This is a genomic window from Streptococcus mitis, from assembly GCF_005844455.1.
Taxonomy (GTDB): Bacteria; Bacillota; Bacilli; order Lactobacillales; family Streptococcaceae; genus Streptococcus; species Streptococcus mitis_BF.
On the sequence record NZ_SPGF01000018.1, the window covers coordinates 1 to 21,956 of the forward strand.

Genomic DNA, 21,956 nt, shown 5'->3' on the forward strand with positions numbered 1-21,956 from the left:
CGGAATTCAACCGATTGTCTGATGTGTTTTCTAAGGAACATATCTATTATGCGCACCCCTATGCCTCTTGGGAAAGGGGAACTAATGAGAATCACAACAGGCTCATTCGTAGATGGTTACCTAAAGGAACTAAGAAAACGACTCCTAAAGAAGTCGCCTTAATCGAAAATTGGATTAATAACTATCCTAAAAAATGCTTGAACTACAAGTCACCCATAGAAGACTTCTGGATGGCTAACTTGAACTTGAAATTCGCCTTTTTCAAATCAGTCCAACAAAAAAGGTTTATATAGTAGATTGAATCTAGAATAGTACGCCATGGTTGCTAAAATATTTCTATACATTAATTTGACTTTCCTAATCAATTTGTTCACATCTTATTTCAATCTACTATAATTTCCGTAAAAATTGACATGGAAATTATAAAACCATTATTAGTTTAATCCTTGTTGGTAACGTGCCAATTCGGCTTGGTTTGCCCAAACATAGTGACCTGGACGGATTTCTACCATGGATGGCTTATCAGTCTCATAATCGTGTTGACTTGGATCGTAAACCTTCAAGACCTTCTTACGTTCCAAGATTGGATCTGGAATTGGTACCGCTGAAAGCAAGGCTTGAGTATACGGGTGAATTGGATTGTTAAACAATTCTTCTGTTTCAGCAACCTCTACAATAACACCCTTGTAAATAACTGCGATACGATCTGAAATAAAGCGAACGACCGACAAGTCATGGGCGATAAAGAGATAGGTCAAACCGAGCTCTTTTTGGAATTTTTTGAGCAAGTTCAAGACTTGGGCACGCACAGAAACGTCCAAGGCTGAAATCGGCTCATCCGCAATAACAAAGTCTGGTTGCATGACCAAGGCACGGGCAATACCGATACGTTGGCGTTGACCACCTGAAAACTCATGAGGATAACGAGTCAAATGCTCAGCAAGAAGCCCCACTTCACGGATAATATTTTTAACTTTCTCTTTACGTTCTTCTTCATCCTTAAACAGACGGTGATTGTAAAGACCTTCAGAAATAATATAATCAACAGTAGCACGTTCATTCAAACTTGCTGCAGGGTCTTGGAAAATCATCTGGATACGACGAATCAATTCCGCAGCTTGTTCACGCGATTTCTTACCATTAATCTTTTGACCATCAAAAATGATATCACCATTACTTGTGTCATTTAGACCAAGGATGGCACGACCAATAGTTGTTTTCCCACTACCTGACTCACCTACAAGCGAGAAAGTTTCTCCCTTGTTGATAAAGAAGTTGGCATTTTTAACCGCGACAAACTTCTTACTTCCTTCACCGAAGGAAATTTCTAAATCTTTGATTTCTACTAATTTTTCAGACATTTCCTTCCTCCTAGTCTGCCAGATGGGCAAATCCCATTTTTTCACGGATCTTATCGTGGAGATTTGCAATCACAGCTGGTTTTTCTACTTTTGGAGCATCCTCATGAAGTAGCCAAGTTTTAGCCCAATGTGTCTCTGATACTGAGAATTGAGGGGCTTTTTGCTCGAAGTCAATTTGCATTGCATAGTCTGAACGCAAGGCAAAGGCATCCCCTTTCAGGTCAGTATAAAGTGACGGAGGTGTTCCTGGGATTGAGTAAAGATCCCCTTTATCATCAGCAAGCTGAGGCAAGCTAGACAAGAGACTCCATGTATATGGATGGCGAGGGTCATAGAAAACTTCCTCAACAGTTCCATACTCAACGATTTCTCCTGCATACATAACCGCTACCTTGTCTGCAATACTTGCTACCACACCAAGGTCGTGAGTGATAAAGATTGTTGTGAAATGGTATTCGTTTTGTAACGATTTAAGCAAATCAATAATTTGTGCTTGGATGGTCACATCCAAGGCTGTTGTTGGCTCATCACAGATCAAGACATCAGGTCGGCAGGCAAGGGCAATAGCAATAACGATACGTTGACGCATTCCTCCAGAATATTGGAATGGGTATTCATCAAAACGTCTATCTGCGTCTGGAATTCCAACCTTATTCATGTAGTCAATAGCCAATTCTTTTGCTTCTTTGGCTGTTTTTCCTTGGTGTTTTTCAATAACTTCTGTAATCTGACTACCAATTGTTTTAATCGGGTCCAAACTAGTCATTGGATCCTGGAAGATAGTCGCAATCTTAGCACCACGAATTTGTTCCCAATCCTTGTGAGAAGACAAGGCTGTCAAATCCTGACCACGGTAGGCAATGCTACCTTGGGCAATGCGACCATTTTCTTCAAGCATACCTGTGAAGGTCTTTGTCAAAACAGATTTACCTGATCCTGATTCACCTACCAAGGCCAATACTTCACCTTCAACTAGTTCAAGGGAAACGCCACGAATGGCTGTCAATACTTTGTCACGAACGTCAAATTCCACGACAATATCGCGAGCAGTCAAAATTACATTTTTTTCTTTTGTCATTTCTACTCCTATCTATGTGTACGTGGATCACTAGCATCCGCTAAGTTTTGACCAACTACGAAAAGGGACAAGGATACCAAGACAAGTGTTGTCAATGGAATCCAGAACAAGTAAGCATTGGTTGTTACGTTTTGTGAATAATCCGAAATCAAACGACCCAAACTTGGCACGGTAATCGGTAATCCAAGACCGAAGAATGACAAGAAGGCTTCGTATGAGATAAAGCTTGGAAGCATCTGAGTCATCGTTGTCACAATAACAGATACCAATTGAGGCATGATATTTTTAGCAACAATCTTCAAGGTTGGTGTTCCCAAAGTACGTGACGCTAAGTTGTATTCCAAATCACGGTAACGCAAGATTTGCACACGAATCATGAAGGCAATCCCGATCCATGTTGTCACACTCATGGCAAAAATCAGATTCCAGAATCCAGCTCCGATTGAGTAAGTCAAGACAATGACAATCAAAAGAGATGGGATGTTTGAGATGACGTTATAAACTTCCATCATGACACGGTCAACGGATTTTGAAATTCCCCAAATACCACCGACAAAGACACCGATAACTAAGTTAATCACTGTCGCAATCACAGAAATGAGGATAGAGTTACGAGCTCCAAACCAAACACCGTCAAAGAGCGATTTACCGTTACTGTCTGTACCGAACCAATGCTCAGCATTTGGCTTGATAAAACGAGCACTAAAGTCGTTTACCTTGCTGACATCATTGAAATCAAACTTAGAAAACATTGGGTAGATGAAACTCATCAAAATGATGGCTACCAAGATTCCCAACATGACTACAGTTGATTTTTTCTTCATAAATTGTCTAAACACCGACTTCCAGTAAGAATAGGCTGGCGCATCAATGGCTTCAGAGGCAAAATCGTCACGTTTTACGAACTGAAATTTTTCTTTATCGATTGTAGACATTATTTGCCTCCTTTCTCAGTCAATTTAATACGTGGGTCAATAATGGTCATCCAAATATCTCCTAAAAGAAGGGAGAAGATTGAAATACATGTAAAGATGAAGACAAGACCAACGACCATAGAATTATTGGATGCTTTTACAGAGTCAATCAACATTTTCCCCATACCTGGGAAGGCGAAGACTGTTTCAGTAAGGGTTGCACCACCGATAACTCCGATAACGGCACCAGGAATTCCTGAAACCAGTGGAACCATGGCATTTTTAAAGATGTGTTTGTTTGAAATTTCTTTTTCAGACAAGCCTTTTGCACGAGCAAAACGTACAAAGTCTTGTGACTGCAAGTCAATCATGTAACGACGAATCCAAATAGCTGTACCAGGAGCACCCAACAAACCAAGGATAACTGCTGGTAAAACATACGAACGCCAATCTCCAGCACCCAAGATAGGGAATGAATCTGGCAAGCCGATTGAAGAACCAGCCAAACGGATGATATAAACCAAGGCAATGGTTGGAAGAGCCATCAAGAAAGTCAAAGCCCCTGTTGAGAAGCTATCAATCCAAGTGTTCTTGAAGCGAGCCATAGCTGAACCAAGTGGCACGGCAATCGCATAAGAAATCACCAAACCGATCAATCCAACAACAGCAGAGCTGGCAATCATTGAAGGATATTGGTAGTTACTTTCCGTAGCTGTATAAGGATCATCTTTTCCGTAGTTGGCTACTTCACGAGAGTCAGCTTGATCAGGCGATTTATAGGTTCTTGAGTAAATATTTACAGAAGAAGTTTTCTTACCTGTTGGGAACTGAACTTGGGATGTTTTAGTTTGTCCTTGTCCCTGAGTAATAACCTGTAAAACAGGGCTATTCGCATAAGTTGGATAAGAGTCACCTAAATTAATGTTCACAAAGTTTTGATGTACAAACGGGAACTGACCGTTAAAGTACAAGAGATATTTGTGTTTAGTTCCTGAACCAACCAAGGACCATCCGATTGCTGGATCATTTTCAAAACGAAGGTAACGTTTCAAGTCTGGATTTTCAGGGTCTTGGATTTTATTAGTATGGTCAATGTCAATCAAGTTAGCATAGAAGTGAAAAACACGTTCAAAAATTGGGATTTCACGAGTAGCGTAGAATTGGCCACTTTCAGTAAATTCTCCCAAGGTCCAACCATGACCGATTTGTTTGATGTATTTTTCATAGATAGCCTTGTTGGTGTCATTGGCTTCAACTGTTACAGAAGCATCCATCTGGCTAGCTTTTTCTTGCAACTCTTTGGTATCGTAGTACTCGATATAGCCCATACGCTCATAAACGGTATTCTCATAGTTATCACGTTTATCAGCAGTTGTCGCAATCTTGTTATAGTTGGTATCCTGTTTGAAAATCAATTTTCGAGGAACCATTGTATAGATAATCGTGTAAGTCAAGGTTGTTACTAAAAAGATAGAAACCAATGACCGCAAGACACGCATAAAAATATATTTCTTCATATCGTTTCCTTTTTAAATCCCAAAAGAACCTTCTCCTCATAGAGAGAAAGTTCTCTTGAGAGTTATTTATTTAACGTGTTTAGTCAATTCTTTTTGAACTTTTTCGTTTGATTCTTTTTTCTCTTTAATCCATTTCTCACGAGCTTGTTCATAATCAGCCTTTGTTACAACTTTGTCTTGTAACTGAATATATTTGAAGTAGACATCTGAACCTTTGTCTCCAGATTGGCTATAAGAAGCTGAGAATGGTACAACACGAGAAATGAATGGTGCAGCACCACTAGAAGACATAGCTGGTAAGAAGAGTGAACTGTCTGTCAACCAAGCTTGAGCAACAGCATATTTTTCATAACGCTTGTTAAGATCACTTGTTTCTTTTCCAGCTTCATCAAGCAATTTATCGTAATCTTTCACACCAACTTTAGCTGCAGCTGCATTTGATGGGTCATCATACCCCATATAAGTTTTCGTTTGTTCACTATTAGTTGATTTAAGGATATCAAGATAAGTTGATGGATCTTCATAGTCAGGATTCCATCCAACCGCACCTGAAAGATCCCAATCCTCAGCTGCCGCATTAGCTGCATAATAAGTCACATTAAAGAACTCATCTTTAGAAATTTGTTGAATATCTATGACAACATTTTCTTCGCCTAAAACTTTTTCAACTGATTGTTTAAAGGACTGAATACGTGCGATAAAGTTTTTAGAGGTTTGGTCCACTGGAACATCCAAGTGGATAGGGAATTTCACACCTTCTGCTTCTAGAGCAGTTTTAGCTTTAGCAAATTCTGTTTTAGCTTTGTCAGCGTTAAAGAGACCGTCTTGACCATCAGCAAAGTTTACATCTTGCCACTCATCTCCATAAGTCTTAACTTTTTCAGCAACCAAGTCACCGAAAGTTTTTTCGCCCGCAGTCACAAAATCTGGCTTCACAAATAAATTACGAACTGCAAGAGGAGCACCTTCTTTACCGTTAACTTGAGCAGAATAAGCTGTACGGTCAAAGGCAAAGTTCAAGGCTTGGCGGAAGTCTTTGTTAAGAAGAGCTTTCTTAGTAGATGTTTTCTCTTCATCTGTCGTTTTAGATGTATATTTGTAATTTTGTCGGTCAATATTTACACCTAAACCTCCAATACCAGCTCCTGATGGAGTGTAGAAAATATTATCCTTGTATGACTCTTCTACTTTTGAGAAGTTTGAACTTGTTGGATAAAGGCGAGCAAAGCTGTATGCTCCACTTGTAAAGTTACGTTCAAGTGATTCTTGGTCCGAACCATCAAAATATGCAAGTGTTGCTGTGTCTAAATGAACATTCTCTTTATCCCAGTACTGCTCGTTCTTAGCAAACTCGATAGAAGATTTAGCAGTTAAACCTTTAAGCAAGAAAGGTCCATTATATAGCAAAGATGTAGGGTCTGTTGCTTTAGCAAAATCAGAGCCCTTTGATTTTTCAAATTCTTCGTTTAACGGCCAGAAAATTGAGTAAACCATCTTAGAGTTCCAGTAAGGTTCTGGCTGGTTCAAAGTATACTCAAGAGTATAATCATCAACCGCTTTAACACCTACTGTAGAGAAATCTTTTGAATTCCCAGCCAAATAATCAGATAAACCTTTAACAGAAGTTTCAGCTAGATATAGGGCTTCTGATTTCTTATCTGCCGCATGTTTCAATCCATTCACGAAGTCTTTAGCAGTCACTTCGGCATATTCTTCACCATCGGATGTCATCCATTTGACACCTTTACGAATTTTGTAGGTATATGTCAATCCGTCTTTTGATACAGACCAGTCTTCTGCAACCGCAGGAGTCAAATTCCCGTATTTATCATTTGTAAGGAGGCCATCGATCCCGTTTGAAGTAGCCACTTTCGTACTCTGTTTTCCAGAAACAACATAATCTAATGTTTCTGGATCAGCCGAATAGACGTAGCCATAAGCTTTTGGAGCTGTCGAATCAGATGATTTTGAATTCCCACAAGCTACTAACACACCCGTCGCAAATAAAGCAACTCCTGCTGCAACAAAGACTCTACTTTTTTTCATTTCTTTATTCCTCTTATAAAGTATAGGTCGTCATCAATTATACCATAGATTTCAAGAAAAGTAAACGAATTTTCAGAATATTTAGGCGTGTTGATACAAAAAATCTGAAAAAGCTATTGACTGAAAATCATTTTCAAGGTATAATAATAAACGTTAAGGCGGTATAGCCAAGTGGTAAGGCACGGCTCTGCAAAAGCTTGATCGTCGGTTCAAATCCGTCTACCGCCTTTCAGTACCGAATTAATCGGAATTTATCAAGACGAAAAGCCCGTAAAATAGGGCTTTTTTATTTTTATTTCATGATAAAAAAAGGATAACTTTAAAAAACTTTTGGGGCGGATTTGGGGGCTGAGTTTTTCGAGGATACTATTCCCTTTTAAAATCAACTGAAAAAAGCTTTGTCACTCATGATGACAAAAGCCTCTAATTTACTCTGTTTCTTCTTCTATTTCGACTTCTGTGATTTGGACTTTTACCTTGGTAACACGTCCATTTTTCACTTTATCATTGGTTAAGATAAGCTGTTTGTTTTGGCTAACTAATTCATAACTGAGTTTCTCAGTCGTTGGAATGGTCCCAACTCCTGTCAAATAATAACCAGCGATGGTATCAACGTCATCACTTGCCAGTTCGACATCAAAGTAGTCATTAAAATCATTGAGATTCATGGTACCTTGAACAATATAAGTATCTTCTCCGATTTGATGAACTTCGATTTCAGCCTTATCTGTTTCGTCATCGATTTCCCCAACGATTTCCTCTAAGAGGTCTTCAAGTGTCACCAAACCAGCCATACCACCGTATTCATCCAGCAAGATTGCCATTTGTCTTTGAGTATTTCGTAATTCTTTTAGCAAGTCATCCACAAAAATGGTTTCAGGAACAAAGAGCGGATCTTGTAAGATTTTCTTCCAAACAATATTGTCAAAACCGTCCACAAAGCCTGCCTTAAGGAGACTCTTGGTGTGAATTATCCCAATCACGTTATCCTTATCCCCATCATAGACAGGGATACGAGAATAATTTTGTTTTAAAATACTTTGGATAATGGTTTGACTATCATCCTGAATATCGACCATAAAGGCATCCGTTCGAGGAACCATGACTTCTCTGGCCATTATTTCATCCAGTGAAAAAATCCCTTGTAACATCTCAATTTCGTCAGCATCTAGTGTTTCTTCACTATTGGTCAGCATGTACTCAATTTCATCACGGGTCATTTTTTCATCAGCATCGTCAAAGGTCATAGGGGTCAAGCGACTCAAGAGATTGGTAGATGCAGACAAGAGCCAAACAAAGGGACTAACTAGTTTCCCAAGCCCAATGATAACTGGCGCTGTACGAATCGCCAAGGCATCCTTTAGATTAAGAGCGATTCTCTTAGGATACAATTCCCCAAAAACGATGGAAATATAAGTCAAAAATGCTAAAGATAGAAAACTTGCAACGGCATAAGATGTTTCACCATTTCCAAGCCAAGAGGCAATTTCTCGTCCCAGAGTGTCTGCCAAACTCGCCCCTGATAAGATCGTAATCAGGGTAATCCCTACTTGAATGGTTGATAAAAAGTGGTTAGGATTTTCTAGTACCTTCAGCAGACGGATATAGCGTCTATCTCCTTCTTCTGCCTTTTGTTCAACCCGCGCACGGTTTAGTGACACCATGGCCATTTCTGTGGCTGAGAAAAAGGCATTTAATACCGTCAAGATAAACAATAAAACAAATTGTAGCAACAAATTCTGACTACTTGGGTCTTCCATAGTTCTTCTCCTAAAATAGTATCTTATCCTTTATTATATCACAAAATCTAGTCCAGTACATATTATTTTTTCTCATACTCTTCGAAAATCTCTGCAAACCACGTCAACTTCATCTGCAACCTCAAAGCTGTGCTTTGAGCAACCTGCGGCTAGCTTCCTAGTTTGCACTTTGATTTTCATTGAGTATCAGTGTCTATTCTAGTCCTACTTAAATTGTCAAAAAAACTCCTTCATCCACTAGTGACATAGGAGTTGATCTTACCTTTTACTGAGTTACCGTTACTTCTCCAGTTCGGTAATCCAATCGAAGCCCTTTTTGAACATTGGGAACTAGAACATTGAATTCCAATTCTCCGTCTGAAGACTTGGCTTCAATCTGTGAAGCTGAAGGAACTAAATCCTCGTTCGAAGCGTAGTAAAGGGTTACACGGTAACGGACACGCTTGTTTTTATCCAAGGCTTTACGCACCATGCTTTCATAGTAGTTTTGACCAGTCGAATCCTCAGCTTGGGCCTGATTTGCCCAGGCTGTCTGAACAGCAATGTTTTTAGGATTGCTTGTCGAGGCATCAAAACCATCCAAGCCACCGATCAAGGCATAGCCTAACAAATGACCCCTATCGACCGCATGTGTATAAGTTCCCTTTAAATTCTTAACCTGATGCCATCCCGGAGGAGTCCATGAAGTCGAACCATTCCCAGTTTCTTCACGATTCTTGTACTGTCGTGTTGCCTTAGACAAGAGAGCATTGGCTACAGTTGGCACAGTTTCCTTGCCAACTGTCTTTGTTTTATTATCAGCGTAGGGTTTACTTGAAACCTTGGCATCTAGATTTGTTTTATTACCATTGACAATAAAGGCACCTGAGCCATTCCACTCAAGACTCCCTTTTATTTGGCTTTTGACTGCATCTGTTAAGACACTTTCCGCCAATTCTTGACTTGGAGCTTCAGGCGCTTGTTTTTTCTGACTAAGCTTGGTTTTGGGACTATTAGGTGTCGTCTGCATCTGCTTGATATAATAACTCCCTGCAGACAAAAGCAATAACACTAGCAGTCCGATTAGTGTCTGTCTTGTTTTTTTGTTCATATTTCTCCTTATCTTTATAAAAAGGCTGGTCTCCCAGCCTAATTTCCTGTAAATTTATGAATCAATTCCTGCCATTTTGCTGGAGACAGGATAGCCCATGGATCTTGACCCTTGCCCAAGATTCCATAGCCGACCATTAAACCGATTCCTAGGGCTAAAGCACCTAAAACCAGTACCAGAATGACTAAAAGCAAACGCTTGGCTACGTAGCCTGATTTCTTATTCATCTTCATCACTTGCCTCAATCCGCTGAATCTTAGCACCCAGCTGCGCTAACTTCTCATGGAAACGGTAGTAACCTCTATCCAAGTGAACCAATTTACCGACCACAGTTTCTCCTTGCGCTACCAAACCTGTTAAAATCAAGGCAGCACTGGCACGAAGATCAGTTGAAAGAACTTCTGCCCCCTGCAAAGGTTGTCCACCAACAATACGAGCTGTATCACGGATAATCTCAGAGCGCAAGCCCATGCGGCGCATTTCTTCTAAATGTTGAAAACGATTTTCAAATACCGTCTCCACCATGGTTGATTCGCCTTTCGCGACGGTCATCAAGGCTGTAAATTGAGCCTGCATATCTGTTGGAAATCCTGGGTGGGGCAAGGTTTTCACATGGACAGCTTTTAGATTTTCTAGTTGAGAGCGTACTCGAATTCCTTCAGTCTCCTCTGTCACTTCCACTCCCATTTCAAGCAACTTGGCTATCAAGGGACGGTTGTGCTCCCAAACAGCGTCTTTAATCAAGACATCACCAGCAGTCATGGCAGCAGCCACCATAAAGGTTCCAGCTTCGATACGGTCTTGTACCACATTGTGAGTCGTACCGTGAAGTTTCTCCACCCCAGTAATGGTAATAGTCTCTGTACCAGCACCTTTGACCTTGGCTCCCATTTCATTGAGGAGAATGGCTAAGTCTACAATCTCAGGCTCACGCGCAGCATTTTCAATCACTGTCACCCCATCAGCCAGAGTCGCTGCCATCATCAAGTTCTGCGTTGCACCAACACTTGGGAAGTCCATGTAGATATGGGCACCATGTAAGCGATCAGCCTTAGCTTCGATGTAACCCGCCGTCTGACTTATCTTAGCCCCCATAGCTTCCAGACCTTTCAAATGAAGATCAATAGGACGGCTACCAATCGTACAACCACCTGGCATGGACACCTTGGCATGACCTACACGGGCAAGGATTGGTCCCAAGACAACGATGGAAGCGCGCATCTTGCTGACATACTTGTAAGGGGCTTCTTCAGTGATATCGCCAGTCGCATCCACCTCGACAAGATGAGCCTCCTCATCAAAATCTACCTTGGCATTCAAACCACGAACCACCTGATTCATAGTGAAAACATCTGACAAGATAGGAGCATTCTGCAAGACGGTCTTTCCATCACTGGCTAGAATAGTCGCTGCTAACAAGGGCAAGACTGAATTTTTTGCACCTTCAATCGTAACACTTCCTACCAGACGATTATCGCCACCTTGAACCACAATTTTTTCCATACTTATTTCCTTTACTCTTGATTTTGTAATAGACTTACTTTCTTTGTAATTCTATTAACTAATTTATTAATAATCCAAGCTAAAATTAGACTAAGGACTAGCACAAAAAATGTAAATATCACATCATTTATTCTGGATGACACAAGTGTTTTTCCTAGCATAGAAATAACTAATCCATGTATCATATATAATTCAAACGATATACTACCTATTAAAATCAAATATATATTTGAAAAATTTATTTTTTTCAAAAAAACAATAATAAAGTAGATTGTAAAAATAATATTATCTAAATTAGCAGCTAACGCGTAACTATAACTATCTTCTAAATGCACATACCTCAACAAAATATTGTATTGATGTGAAATAAAGAGTAACACAGTTACTAAAAAAAGTACGATAAAATAATGTCTATCTAAAACTCCATCAATTTTCTCTTTATTTTTAGCCCATATTAAGCCAATAATGAAGGGAAAAACACTATTATACCACCAAAAACCGTAACCTAATTTTATAGCTAAACAAATATAACCAATTAGTAAGTATTGTATTGATAACAATAGAAATGAACTTATTTTTGAAAAATTTAAACGATATAGAAAAAAATATATACATTAAAATTATAATATCGACAAACCATCCATTATAAATAATTGTACTTCCTTTTTTAAATAAATTAGCAAAAAAATCTAAATCCATTAATTGACCGTTTAAAAATCTGTAAAACATATAAATCAAAGATATAGAAAAAAATGGAACTAGAATTTTAGAAAGTCTCTTAACTAAAAAATTATCTAGATAGTTTTTCTTATTTTCGTTCTGAAAATACAATCCATAGGCTGATAAAAAGAAGAAAATAGAAACGATATAAGTTCCCATATAGGAAAAATTAGAAAATTCATCACCAGATGTAACCCATTGTGACAAATGATGAAATATTATTCCTATAGCTAGAAATCCTCTAAGCCCTGATGTAGATTTAACATTTAGATATTCCTTATTTTGAGGTAACAAATAAATTGATAGCGTTATCAACAATAAGATTATAATATCCATGAATTCTATTTCTCCCTATAAGTTTAATAATATCTTGAAAGTAATTTCTTAAACACGCAAATTATAATAATCCTCTAATCGCTTCTTGCCACAACTGATACAGGCTAATAAAGAAAGAACTCAAGATATAGCCCATTACAATGCTGAAAAAGGCTACTAATAAACGAACTTTTCCTGTGTTCTCAGCTGTTACTTTTAAAACCTTTTCCCATCGAACAAGATTCTTTAAAAGGTAAAAACTCACATAAATAAAGAGCATATGACTGCTTAGAGTGAATAATAATTGAACCATTTGACTATTATACCATCTTCTCTGTTTGTGCGCTAGTTTGGAAACTTCACTCAAAAACTAGGGATTGTTTTTCAAGTAATCAATTGCATCTTGTAGGGTTTTAACTGGCACGATTTTCATATCCGTCTTAATTGTTTTAGCTGCTTCCAAAGCTGTTTGGTAGTTGTTTTTCGCATCCGGATGCGCTTTTTTTTCTTCTTCGCTAACAGGGTTATCTGGGGCAAAGAAAATAGCGGCACCCTCTCTAGCCGAAGCTACAACTTTTTTATCAATACCTCCAATGTCCCCCACATTACCATCGCGGTCAATGGTTCCTGTACCGGCAACGATACGGCCATTACGAAGTCCCGGGTCAGCTATTTGGGTATAGATGGCTAGACTAAACATGAGACCTGCACTTGGACCTCCAATACCAGCTGTTGAAAAACGAATTGGGACATCACTGGTTACTTCTGTACGGTCAATCAAGCCGATTCCAATCCCATTTTTGCCATTTTCCAAAGTGATAATCTTACCTTCTGCAGACTTGGTTTGCCCATCCTCTTCATAGGTGACCTTGACGGAGTCCCCTAGTTTTTGAGAATTGACGTAATCAATCAAATCTTTGGAACTGTCAAAGGTATGATCATTGACTGCTGTGACTGTATCAGAGATGTTGAGAATCCCTTTAAAGGTCGAATTATCCGTCACAGTCAAGACATAAACTCCAAGATATTTGAGTTCGATATCCTTACCAGCTGTTTTTAGCCCTTGATACTTGGCCATATTTTGCGATGTTTGCATGTAGAATTGATTGATCCGCATAAATTCAACATCGGAAGAGCCACCTGTAGTCTCTTGGGTACTACGAATATCTGTAAAAGGCGTCAACCAAGCATAAATCATATGGGCTAAAGTAGCATGCTGAACACCAACCGTAACGAATTGATAAGCCCCAGCTTCCTTATCTTCCGTATCATTTACTTTAAGGACTTGGCGAATATCTTCCGAACCACCTGGAACCTCTATATAGTAGGGCAAAGGTACTACAAATGCCAAGAAAGTCACAATCAAGGCCGCAATGACGTATAAAGGCCATCTAATCTTTTTTTTCATTTCTTAATTTCCTCCAAAATACTCTCAGGAACATAGCTGGCAATATCCTGACCAAACTTCAAAAGCTCTCGAACACCAGATGAACTGATATAGAGATGTTCCGGTCGACTATGTAAATAAATGGTCTCTATATCAGGAGACAGTTGATGGTTGTAGTAATCGAAACTGGCTTCATATTGCAAATCCGCTGCATTCCTCAAACCACGCACTAGACAAGTAGCACCCAGTCTTTTTGCAACATCAACTACCAATTCATCATGAGAAGACACGACTGCAACATTTTCCAAATGTCCCAAAGCCTTTTCTAAACCCCGTTTACGATTTTCGATAGGGAGAAATCCTTGTTTGTGGGGATTAAAAAAAATACCCACATAGAGCTTATCAAAGAGTTTGCTAGCCCGTTCAATCATATCCAGATGCCCATTTGTCATAGGATCAAATGAACCTGTGAATAAGCCAATCTTATCTGACATAGACTGTCACCTTACTAATTCCATAAATTTTTTCTTTCCAGATTCCAAGACAAGAAATTTCTTCTGGAAGTTCTACCATTTTATTTGTCTCACAAACCACCATAACATCTTCAGAAAAAAGCTCTCTCTCAGCCATTTTTTCAATATCTAATACGATTTGTTCCTTGGCATAGGGAGGGTCTAAGAAAATAAGGTCGAAAGGCCCAGACACCTGCTCCAGAGCTCGTTCCGCATCCATCTTGAGGAGTTGAAATTTTCCAACTTCCTTGGTCATCTGGATATTTTCGGCCACGATAGCCTGAGCCTTACGGTCTCGCTCTACCAAAACAGCGCTAGCCATGCCACGCGATACTGCTTCGATAGATAATCCACCACTACCTGCATAAAGGTCCAAGACCCGTCCCCCTTCAAAGTAGGGGCCAATCATGTTAAAAATGGCTCCCCTAACCTTATCCGAAGTGGGCCTTGTCGTCTTTCCTTCTAGCGTCTTGAGGGGGCGTCCCCCATAGATTCCTGATACGATTTTCATACCGTTTATTATACCAAATTATGGGCGAAAAGAGAAAGAAAACCGAACCTTGCGGTTCGATTCTCTACAAAATATTTTCGTAAGTATCGCGGACTTCTTGAGGCCAAACACTTGTTTGCACCTCTCCGATGTGTTTCTTGCGAAGTAAGAACATGGCCATACGAGATTGTCCAATTCCTCCACCGATTGTCAATGGGAATAGGCCATTCAACAAAGCCTTGTGCCATTCCAATTCCAAGCGGTCTTCATCACCGGTGATTTCTACCTGACGACGAAGAGTTTCTTCATCTACACGAATCCCCATAGAAGACAACTCAAAGGCTCCGCCTAGAGATTCATTCCAAACAAGAATATCGCCGTTAAGACCCTTGTAGCCATTTTCAGACTCACTTGTCCAGTCATCGTAGTCTGGTGCACGTCCATCGTGCGGTTTACCGTCTGGCAATTCGCCACCAATACCGATCAAGAAGACTGCTCCAAATTCTTTACAGATAGCATTTTCACGCTCTTTCGGTGTCAAATCTGGGTAGCGTTCTACCAACTCTTCTGTATGGATAAAAGTGATTTGTTTTGGCAAGATAGACTCGATATCATAGCGAGCTTCAACAGCTAATTCTGTCAAACGAATGGCCTTGTAAATCTTCTCAACAGTTTCTTTTAGGTAGGCAATGTTGCGTTGACCATTTGGAATGACCTTTTCCCAGTCCCACTGATCCACAAAGACAGAGTGGGTTGCATCCAGCGAATCTTCGTCTGGACGAAGGGCCTTCATGTGGACGAAAAGACCTTCACCTTCACCGAAACCAAAACGGGCCAAAGTATGGCGTTTCCATTTAGCAAGTGAGTGCACCACTTCATAGGTTTCATCAGGAATCTGCAAAACCTTGACAGATACTGGATTTTCCACACCAGACAGGTTATCTTGCATCCCGTCACCGACCTTGCTCAAGATAGGACCTTGAACTTCGACAACTTCTAGCTTATCTTTCAAATACTGGGTAAAAGTGTTCTTGACAAAGGAAATCTCTTCTTGTTGATGGATAAAACTTTTCTTCATAGGCTACTCCTCAAAAAATTAATTAAAAGTATTATACACCTATTTTCGAGAAAAGGAAAGAGCAAATACGAAAAAATCAGTGCTCCTTCGAACACTGATGTTAGGTACCTTCTAGTCATTGCGACCGAAGATACGTAGAATACTTAGGAAAAGATTAATAAAATCAAGATAGATACTGAGAGCCATTGACACAACCCAGCCTGTCGCTACACGACCTTGTGATTGTTCATAGGCAAGGCGAATTTTTTGGTTGTCCCAAGCAATCAGCCCAGAGAAGACCAAGACCATGGCAATACTAATCATGTAGTCAAAGAAGCTATTTGCTAGAAATAGATTCACGACCATGGCAATGATGAGGCCGACAAGCGCTGCCATCAAAGCTCGTCCCATTCCACTCAAGTCTTTCTTGGTGAAAATTCCGATTACCGCCATGACAAAGAAGAGAAGGGCGCTAGATACAAAGGCTGATAAAACTGTACCCGGAGTATAGAAAGCTACCACAAAACTAAGGGTAAAGCCGTTTAATACTGAGTAAAGTAAAAATACTGGAAGAGCAGCTGGGCTATTCCTTGAAGCCATGCTACTGGCAACGAAAACCAAGACCAACTCCGCAAAGGTTGCAATGGTCAACCAGAGACGTCCCTGCATCAAAAAGTAAATCAACTGAGATTGAAAAACCGTCAACATGAGGCCAGATACCAAAGCGGATAGCCCGATTCCTAGTCCAACAAAGGCATAGACCTTAGCGTAAAATTGATTGAGGCCAGTACGGTCTTGTATAATAGTATGATTCATCTTTGTCTCCTTTTCTATGAATATCTTTCCTTGATTATAACAAAGAAAGTTAAAATTAGCTTAAATGGAAAATCAAAATACCGGCTGCAACTGCAACATTCAAACTCTCTGCCTGACCCTTCATGCTAATATGGACCAACTGGTCTGCACTTTCAGCCATGAGGGGGCTAATTCCTTGGCCCTCATTTCCCATGACTAATACAAAATTTTCTATAGGAGGCAGTTCACTGTAATCAACAGAATCTTTAGAGAGGGTTGTGGCTAGCACTGGGATACCTACCTTTTTAGCTTCCTCGAGAAGTGCTTGACTAGACATCCGGTAGATAGGCAGATGAAAATGACTGCCTTGCATAGAACGGAGGGTCTTGAGACTATAGATGTCTGCTGACTTATCTGAAACAATCACTCCTGTAAAGCCTGCTGCATCCGCAGTCCGAATGATGGTTCCTACATTACCAGGATCTTGCACATCTTCCAAAAATAAGAACTTGCCCTGACTAAAGTCAGCTTGTCCTACTTCTTCTTTTTGAACCACGGCAACAATTCCCTGTGGAGTCTGAGAATCTGCCAAATCTAGCAAAATATCCTCTGACACCCAGACAGTTTGCGGAAAAGCAGCTAACTGATCTCGGTAACTTTCTAGGGCAAAAATCTTCTCAATCGTCACCCCAGCTTGAACAGCTTCTTCAAACAAGTGCCAACCTTCAATCAAATAGGCAGACTTGCGGTATTTTTTTTTGTGTAATTTCTTGGCATTTTTTACCACAGAATTGGCTTTTGAGGTTATAATAGTCATAGAAATATTATAACACAATCAAAGGGGTTTGGTATGCAAAAGGTTAGAATGATTGCCCAAGGTAGGGTGCAAGGAGTTGGCTTTCGTTGGGGTGTTTACAGCCTGGCGCTTGAAATTGGTGGCATCACAGGCCGAGTATGGAATAACGACGATGGCACAGTGGAAATATTAGCTCAAGCAGACTCATCTGCCATCATGGCGAAATTTATCCAAGAAATACGAAAAGGACCCACACCTTTTTCAAAAGTCAGCTACTTAGATGTCCAATTGAGTAACTTTCCTACCTACCCTGACTTCAAAATCGCAAATTAGGTCTCTAGAACTATTGTATATTTTGTAAAAAAACAGTAGAATAGAAAGGTATAATTTTTAAAGAAGGAATGAAAACATTGAAATCTATTAAACGTTTTGCCCTCTCAGCTATGGGAGTGGCTATGCTATTAGTCTTGGCAGGCTGTGTCCAAGTAGACAAAGCAACAGGACAACCTACTGGTTTTATCTGGAACACTATCGGATCGCCTATGGCAGAGGCTATCAAATACTTCGCTACTGATAAAGGTCTAGGCTTTGGTGTGGCTATCATCATCGTAACGATTATCGTACGTTTGATTATTTTGCCACTTGGTATCTACCAATCATGGAAGGCAACGCTTCACTCTGAAAAGATGAATGCTCTCAAACATGTGCTCGAACCACATCAAACACGCCTTAAAGAGGCAACAACTCAGGAAGAAAAACTAGAAGCACAACAGGCTCTCTTTGCTGCACAAAAAGAAAACGGCATCAGCATGTTCGGTGGTGTAGGATGCTTCCCTATCCTCATTCAAATGCCTTTCTTCTCTGCTATCTACTTTGCAGCCCAATATACTGATGGAGTATCTAGCTCTACCTTCTTGGGTATCAATCTCGGTTCCCCAAGTATGATCCTTGTCGCCTTCGCTGGTATCCTCTACTATCTCCAATCACTCCTTTCACTTCACGGAGTAGAAGACGAGATGCAAAGAGATCAACTCAAGAAAATGATTTACATGAGCCCACTCATGATTGTCGTCTTCTCCCTCTTCGCACCAGCCAGTGTGACACTTTACTGGGTTGTCGGTGGTTTCATGATGATTCTCCAACAGTTCATCGTTAACTATGTTGTTCGTCCAAAACTTCGTCAAAAAGTACGTGAAGAATTTGCTAAAAATCCACCAAAAGCAAGTTCAGCATCAACTACAGGCGGGCGAAAAGATATCACTCCTAACCAAGCAACTGCAATTACGACTACTAAGAAACATAAAAAACGTAATGCTGGTAAACAACATTCTAGGAAATAAGGTAACGGCTTAGCTGAAAGGCTAGGCCTTTTTTGCATTACAAAAGCCTGATATTCCCATCAGGCTTCTTTTTTATCCATGTACACGTTTCATGTAGTCTTGATAGCTTTCTGTATCCATGAGTTTTTTGGCATTCTTGACACGGTCTGCTGTTGGTGGTTTTACCCCTTCAAGTGAGTATGGAATTCCAAGTTCACGCCACTTGAATTCTCCCATAGTGTGATAAGGTAGAATTTCAAACTTGTCAACGTTTTTGAGGGTTTTGACGAATTTGCCGAGTTCAATCAAGTCCTCATCTCTATCTGTCAAGCCTGGAACCAGCACATGGCGAATCCACACAGGCTTCCCAATATCTGATAGATATTTTGCACAAGCCAAGATGTTTTTATTGGTTTGGCTGGTAACAATCCTGTGTTGTTCGTCGTTGATTTCCTTGATATCCAAGAGAACCAAGTCAGTGACAGCCATGAGTTTGTCAAACTTTTCAAGGTAACGTGGTTTATTACGGAATGGAAGAGCACAGGTGTCCAAAGTACAGTGGATTCCTTTTGCCTTGGCCTTGGTAAAAAGGGCAATCAAGAAATCAATCTGTAAGAGGGCTTCTCCTCCACTGACAGTGATTCCTCCTTTGTCTCCCCAGAAACCACGGTAGCGAAGGGCTTCTGACAAAACATCGTCTACTGTCCGTCTTCGTGATTTATTGGTCTCCATAGCCCATGTATCGGGGTTATGACAGTACTGGCAACGCATGTGACAACCCTGCAAAAAGACAATGAAACGAATCCCAGGGCCATCTACCGCCCCAAAACTCTCTGTCGAATGCACCATTCCTGTCACTTGTCCATAGTCAATTGTTTCTTCAGACATATCGTCACCTTCCTTGAAACCGTTTTATAGTTTTATTATATCACGAGTAAGGTGAAAAACAAGGGTTTTTTGTCTATTTTTTAGAAAGCAATCTGTTTTTCACTTTCATTTTCAATTTCTTTTAATGATCTGATTCAAAATCAAAACTATACAAGGTTGCAAAATAGTCCTCAGGGCGCTCTGCACGGCGGATTTGGCGGGCTTTGCCTTCTTCGGTATAGAGGATTTCTGCCGAGCGTAGTTTGGCATTGTACTGATAACCCATGGAGAATCCATGTGCACCTGTATCATGAATCACCAGCAAATCACCGATTTCTGTATGAGGCAGTTCGCGATTAATGGCAAATTTATCATTGTTTTCGCAGAGAGAACCGACCACATCTACTACCTCAGATGCTCCTTCTGGACGAGTTATGTTGGTAATATGGTGGTAGGCTCCATACACGGCTGGACGCATAAGGTTAACTGCTGACGCATCCACACCTAGATAGGTACGGTAGGTTTTTTTCTTATGAGTGACTCTTGTGACGAGAGCTCCGTGAGGGGCCAACATAAAGCGACCCAATTCGGTGAAAATCTTGACCTCACCAAGACCAGCTGGCGTAAGAACCTCTTCATACACCTTACGAACTCCCTCACCAATCAAGGCGATATCATTTGGTTCCTGCTCAGGACGATAATTGACACCAATACCGCCAGAAAGATTGATAAAGTCTAGCGAAATACCCAACTTTTCTTTGATTTCAACGGCTAATTCAAAAAGCTGACGCGCTAACTCTGGATAGTAGAGATGGGTCACGGTATTGGAGGCTAGGAAAGAATGAAGCCCAAATGTCTTGGCTCCTTTTTCCTTCAAAATAGCAAAAGCTTCAAAAAGCTGGTCCTTGGTCATCCCAAACTTGGCCTCTCCTGGATTGTCCATAATATCTGTTCCTAGCTCAAAAACGCCACCAGGATTGTAACGACAAGAGATAATTTCTGGAATGCCTGCCGCTCGCTCTAGATGTTCAATGTCTTCAAAGGCATCCAAGTTAATGGTTGCGCCCAATTCACGCGCATAGGCATATTCCTTGTCTGGCGTGTTGTTAGAAGAGAACATAATCTCAGAACCGGGGAAATTCAGTTTGTGGCTCATCAAGAGCTCTACATAACTAGAACAGTCCACACCACAACCTTCCTCTTTGAGGATTTTCAAGATGGCTGGGGTTGGGGTGGCCTTGACTGCAAAATATTCTTTAAAACCCTTATTCCAAGAAAAGGCCCGGTTGACTGCTCTTGCTTTTTCACGAATCCCCTTCTCATCATACAAGTGAAAGGGAGTCGGGAACTCTGAAACAATTGTTTCTAAATCTTCACGGCTGATAAATGGTGTTTTCATAAGCATCCTTCTATTCTGTTTGCAAAGAAAGGCTGGGACAATCGTTCCAACCTTTAGTTCTATCTCTTATTTGTCTTCGTCAAAAATATTTCCAATCTCAACATCGATGGCTTGGTTCTTGACATCAATATTGGTGACCTTCAAGAGTGACTTGTAGTCAAATTGCTTTTCACGTTCTTCTTGGGCATTGTCCGCAAAGACTGCGACACCTGCCAATTCTGAATCAAACTCACGCAAGAGACTGATCATCCCGTTGACAGTTCCACCACCTTTCAAGAAGTCATCCACAATCAAGACTCGGCTGCCTGCCTTGAGACTGCGTTTTGAAAGGAACATTTTCTCAATGCGGTCACCACTTGAACCTGATACATAGTTGACGCTAACAGTTGAACCTTCGGTAATTTTCAAGTCACGGCGCACAATGACAAAAGGAACATTGAGGACATTGGCAACTGCATTTGCAAGTGGCACACCTTTTGTTGCTACTGTCATAACGGCATCGATTTTTTGGTCCATAAAGCTCTTGGCAATGATGCGCCCAATATTTTTCAAAATGGCAGGTGTACTGAGCAAATCAGACAGGTAGATGTAGCCACCTGGCAAGATACGGTCACTTTCTGAAAGTTTATCACGCAAGTCTGCGATCATTTCTTTGGCTTCATGACTCGAGATTGATGGTGTAAAGATAACGCCACCACCTGCTCCAGTCACAGTCTGAATATGACCGATTTCGATTTCCTCAAAGGCACGCTTGATAATCACGATATCCTCTGAGATAGAGGATTTGGCAGATTCGTACTTTTCTGCAAAGGTATTGAGACTTGTTAGTTTGTATGGATTATTAATCAAATAGTTGGAAATGACAACCATCCGATCACTTCTTCTTAATTTCATTTCTATTTCCCATTCTATTTTTCTTCAAAAAATCAAAAAGCAAACTAGAAAGCTGGTCGCTGATAATTCAAAACACTGTTTTGAGATTGTCGATAGAACTGACAAAGTCCGTAATATACCTACCTATATACATACG

General features: G+C 40.4%; 20 protein-coding genes, 1 tRNA gene and 2 pseudogenes. 4 read left to right on the plus strand and 19 right to left on the minus strand.

The window, feature by feature from the left end; all coding sequences use genetic code 11:
* Nucleotides 1–293: IS30 family transposase (locus tag FGQ53_RS04895; protein ID WP_138336223.1), on the plus strand; the 293-nt coding region annotated here is incomplete at its 5' end.
* Between the two features lie 141 nt (nucleotides 294–434).
* Here the strand turns inward: FGQ53_RS04895 and FGQ53_RS04900 are convergent.
* The 5 genes from FGQ53_RS04900 to FGQ53_RS04920 all read right to left on the minus strand — a co-directional run bounded on the left by FGQ53_RS04900 (nucleotide 435) and on the right by FGQ53_RS04920 (nucleotide 6,916).
* Nucleotides 435–1,361 carry an ATP-binding cassette domain-containing protein gene (locus FGQ53_RS04900; protein WP_138336226.1) on the minus strand — a complete coding sequence of 309 codons (927 nt, stop codon included), beginning with the start codon at nucleotides 1,359–1,361 and terminating at the stop codon, nucleotides 435–437.
* 10 nt (nucleotides 1,362–1,371) lie between these two features.
* On the minus strand, nucleotides 1,372–2,439 hold the full coding sequence (locus FGQ53_RS04905) for an ABC transporter ATP-binding protein (protein WP_138336229.1): 1,068 nt from the start codon (nucleotides 2,437–2,439) through the stop codon (nucleotides 1,372–1,374).
* Between the two features lie 8 nt (nucleotides 2,440–2,447).
* The gene (gene oppC / locus FGQ53_RS04910) at nucleotides 2,448–3,374 is read right to left on the minus strand and encodes an oligopeptide ABC transporter permease OppC (RefSeq protein ID WP_138336232.1); all 927 of its coding nucleotides are present in this window, start codon (nucleotides 3,372–3,374) and stop codon (nucleotides 2,448–2,450) included.
* A complete protein-coding gene (locus tag FGQ53_RS04915) occupies nucleotides 3,374–4,870 on the minus strand; it encodes an ABC transporter permease (RefSeq protein ID WP_138336235.1) in 1,497 nt (498 codons plus the stop codon). Before FGQ53_RS04915 ends, oppC begins: the two co-directional genes overlap by 1 nt.
* A gap of 66 nt (nucleotides 4,871–4,936) precedes the next feature.
* Nucleotides 4,937–6,916 carry a peptide ABC transporter substrate-binding protein gene (locus tag FGQ53_RS04920; RefSeq protein ID WP_138336238.1) on the minus strand — a complete coding sequence of 660 codons (1,980 nt, stop codon included), beginning with the start codon at nucleotides 6,914–6,916 and terminating at the stop codon, nucleotides 4,937–4,939.
* 157 nt (nucleotides 6,917–7,073) lie between these two features.
* Here FGQ53_RS04920 and FGQ53_RS04925 point away from each other — a divergent pair.
* Nucleotides 7,074–7,144: transfer RNA gene (locus FGQ53_RS04925), tRNA-Cys, on the plus strand.
* A gap of 200 nt (nucleotides 7,145–7,344) precedes the next feature.
* Here the strand turns inward: FGQ53_RS04925 and FGQ53_RS04930 are convergent.
* The 11 genes and pseudogenes from FGQ53_RS04930 to FGQ53_RS04990 all read right to left on the minus strand — a co-directional run bounded on the left by FGQ53_RS04930 (nucleotide 7,345) and on the right by FGQ53_RS04990 (nucleotide 17,362).
* Nucleotides 7,345–8,676, minus strand: coding sequence for a hemolysin family protein (locus tag FGQ53_RS04930; RefSeq protein WP_138336241.1), 1,332 nt, complete (start codon nucleotides 8,674–8,676; stop codon nucleotides 7,345–7,347).
* A 265-nt stretch (nucleotides 8,677–8,941) separates the two neighbouring features.
* Nucleotides 8,942–9,766 (minus strand): DNA-entry nuclease EndA, encoded by an 825-nt coding sequence (endA, locus tag FGQ53_RS04935; RefSeq protein ID WP_138336244.1) that lies wholly within the window; start codon nucleotides 9,764–9,766, stop codon nucleotides 8,942–8,944.
* A gap of 38 nt (nucleotides 9,767–9,804) precedes the next feature.
* Nucleotides 9,805–9,993, minus strand: a complete 189-nt coding sequence (locus tag FGQ53_RS04940; protein ID WP_164925506.1) for a DNA-directed RNA polymerase subunit beta — start codon at nucleotides 9,991–9,993, stop codon at nucleotides 9,805–9,807.
* Nucleotides 9,986–11,269, minus strand: a complete 1,284-nt coding sequence (murA, locus tag FGQ53_RS04945) for a UDP-N-acetylglucosamine 1-carboxyvinyltransferase (RefSeq protein ID WP_138336247.1) — start codon at nucleotides 11,267–11,269, stop codon at nucleotides 9,986–9,988. The genes FGQ53_RS04940 and murA overlap by 8 nt, the downstream gene beginning before the upstream one ends.
* Before the next feature lie 11 nt (nucleotides 11,270–11,280).
* Nucleotides 11,281–12,325, minus strand: a pseudogene (locus FGQ53_RS12295) (acyltransferase family protein).
* Nucleotides 12,326–12,386: 61 nt separating this feature from the next.
* On the minus strand, nucleotides 12,387–12,617 hold the full coding sequence (locus FGQ53_RS04955; protein WP_138336250.1) for a DUF1146 family protein: 231 nt from the start codon (nucleotides 12,615–12,617) through the stop codon (nucleotides 12,387–12,389).
* A gap of 57 nt (nucleotides 12,618–12,674) precedes the next feature.
* A pseudogene (locus FGQ53_RS04960) lies at nucleotides 12,675–14,185 on the minus strand (SepM family pheromone-processing serine protease).
* Nucleotides 14,175–14,714: a 16S rRNA (guanine(966)-N(2))-methyltransferase RsmD gene (gene rsmD, locus FGQ53_RS04970; protein WP_138336260.1), complete on the minus strand. Its 540-nt coding sequence runs from the start codon at nucleotides 14,712–14,714 to the stop codon at nucleotides 14,175–14,177. Before rsmD ends, FGQ53_RS04960 begins: the two are co-directional and overlap by 11 nt.
* Nucleotides 14,715–14,778: 64 nt before the next feature.
* Nucleotides 14,779–15,771 (minus strand): aspartate--ammonia ligase, encoded by a 993-nt coding sequence (gene asnA, locus FGQ53_RS04975; protein WP_033683055.1) that lies wholly within the window; start codon nucleotides 15,769–15,771, stop codon nucleotides 14,779–14,781.
* 111 nt (nucleotides 15,772–15,882) lie between these two features.
* Nucleotides 15,883–16,566 (minus strand): Bax inhibitor-1/YccA family protein, encoded by a 684-nt coding sequence (locus FGQ53_RS04985; RefSeq protein WP_138336262.1) that lies wholly within the window; start codon nucleotides 16,564–16,566, stop codon nucleotides 15,883–15,885.
* A gap of 55 nt (nucleotides 16,567–16,621) precedes the next feature.
* Nucleotides 16,622–17,362 (minus strand): TrmH family RNA methyltransferase, encoded by a 741-nt coding sequence (locus tag FGQ53_RS04990; RefSeq protein WP_138336265.1) that lies wholly within the window; start codon nucleotides 17,360–17,362, stop codon nucleotides 16,622–16,624.
* 33 nt (nucleotides 17,363–17,395) lie between these two features.
* On the opposite strand from FGQ53_RS04990, the gene FGQ53_RS04995 reads away from it, so the two are divergent.
* Both FGQ53_RS04995 and yidC read left to right on the plus strand, forming a co-directional pair.
* The gene (locus FGQ53_RS04995) at nucleotides 17,396–17,674 is read left to right on the plus strand and encodes an acylphosphatase (RefSeq protein ID WP_138336267.1); all 279 of its coding nucleotides are present in this window, start codon (nucleotides 17,396–17,398) and stop codon (nucleotides 17,672–17,674) included.
* A gap of 77 nt (nucleotides 17,675–17,751) precedes the next feature.
* Nucleotides 17,752–18,681 (plus strand): membrane protein insertase YidC, encoded by a 930-nt coding sequence (gene yidC, locus FGQ53_RS05000; protein WP_138336313.1) that lies wholly within the window; start codon nucleotides 17,752–17,754, stop codon nucleotides 18,679–18,681.
* 72 nt (nucleotides 18,682–18,753) lie between these two features.
* Here yidC and pflA read toward each other — a convergent pair whose 3' ends face one another.
* From pflA to purR, 3 genes are all read right to left on the minus strand, one after another.
* Nucleotides 18,754–19,548 carry a pyruvate formate-lyase-activating protein gene (gene pflA, locus FGQ53_RS05005; RefSeq protein ID WP_138336270.1) on the minus strand — a complete coding sequence of 265 codons (795 nt, stop codon included), beginning with the start codon at nucleotides 19,546–19,548 and terminating at the stop codon, nucleotides 18,754–18,756.
* 121 nt (nucleotides 19,549–19,669) lie between these two features.
* Nucleotides 19,670–20,926 carry a diaminopimelate decarboxylase gene (locus FGQ53_RS05010; RefSeq protein ID WP_138336273.1) on the minus strand — a complete coding sequence of 419 codons (1,257 nt, stop codon included), beginning with the start codon at nucleotides 20,924–20,926 and terminating at the stop codon, nucleotides 19,670–19,672.
* 66 nt (nucleotides 20,927–20,992) lie between these two features.
* Nucleotides 20,993–21,820, minus strand: a complete 828-nt coding sequence (purR, locus tag FGQ53_RS05015) for a pur operon repressor (protein ID WP_138336276.1) — start codon at nucleotides 21,818–21,820, stop codon at nucleotides 20,993–20,995.
* Nucleotides 21,821–21,956: the final 136 nt, after the last annotated feature.

What these genes read in the sequence shown, in the direction of transcription:
- FGQ53_RS04900 (WP_138336226.1), bottom strand. Translation starts at nt 1,361, where the DNA reads ATGTCTGAAAAATTAGTAGAAATCAAAGATTTAGAAATTTCCTTCGGT.
- FGQ53_RS04905 (WP_138336229.1), bottom strand. Translation starts at nt 2,439, where the DNA reads ATGACAAAAGAAAAAAATGTAATTTTGACTGCTCGCGATATTGTCGTG.
- oppC (WP_138336232.1), bottom strand. Translation starts at nt 3,374, where the DNA reads ATGTCTACAATCGATAAAGAAAAATTTCAGTTCGTAAAACGTGACGAT.
- FGQ53_RS04915 (WP_138336235.1), bottom strand. Translation starts at nt 4,870, where the DNA reads ATGAAGAAATATATTTTTATGCGTGTCTTGCGGTCATTGGTTTCTATC.
- FGQ53_RS04920 (WP_138336238.1), bottom strand. Translation starts at nt 6,916, where the DNA reads ATGAAAAAAAGTAGAGTCTTTGTTGCAGCAGGAGTTGCTTTATTTGCG.
- FGQ53_RS04930 (WP_138336241.1), bottom strand. Translation starts at nt 8,676, where the DNA reads ATGGAAGACCCAAGTAGTCAGAATTTGTTGCTACAATTTGTTTTATTG.
- endA (WP_138336244.1), bottom strand. Translation starts at nt 9,766, where the DNA reads ATGAACAAAAAAACAAGACAGACACTAATCGGACTGCTAGTGTTATTG.
- FGQ53_RS04940 (WP_164925506.1), bottom strand. Translation starts at nt 9,993, where the DNA reads ATGAATAAGAAATCAGGCTACGTAGCCAAGCGTTTGCTTTTAGTCATT.
- murA (WP_138336247.1), bottom strand. Translation starts at nt 11,269, where the DNA reads ATGGAAAAAATTGTGGTTCAAGGTGGCGATAATCGTCTGGTAGGAAGT.
- FGQ53_RS04955 (WP_138336250.1), bottom strand. Translation starts at nt 12,617, where the DNA reads ATGGTTCAATTATTATTCACTCTAAGCAGTCATATGCTCTTTATTTAT.
- rsmD (WP_138336260.1), bottom strand. Translation starts at nt 14,714, where the DNA reads ATGAAAATCGTATCAGGAATCTATGGGGGACGCCCCCTCAAGACGCTA.
- asnA (WP_033683055.1), bottom strand. Translation starts at nt 15,771, where the DNA reads ATGAAGAAAAGTTTTATCCATCAACAAGAAGAGATTTCCTTTGTCAAG.
- FGQ53_RS04985 (WP_138336262.1), bottom strand. Translation starts at nt 16,566, where the DNA reads ATGAATCATACTATTATACAAGACCGTACTGGCCTCAATCAATTTTAC.
- FGQ53_RS04990 (WP_138336265.1), bottom strand. Translation starts at nt 17,362, where the DNA reads ATGACTATTATAACCTCAAAAGCCAATTCTGTGGTAAAAAATGCCAAG.
- FGQ53_RS04995 (WP_138336267.1), top strand. Translation starts at nt 17,396, where the DNA reads ATGCAAAAGGTTAGAATGATTGCCCAAGGTAGGGTGCAAGGAGTTGGC.
- pflA (WP_138336270.1), bottom strand. Translation starts at nt 19,548, where the DNA reads ATGTCTGAAGAAACAATTGACTATGGACAAGTGACAGGAATGGTGCAT.
- FGQ53_RS05010 (WP_138336273.1), bottom strand. Translation starts at nt 20,926, where the DNA reads ATGAAAACACCATTTATCAGCCGTGAAGATTTAGAAACAATTGTTTCA.
- purR (WP_138336276.1), bottom strand. Translation starts at nt 21,820, where the DNA reads ATGAAATTAAGAAGAAGTGATCGGATGGTTGTCATTTCCAACTATTTG.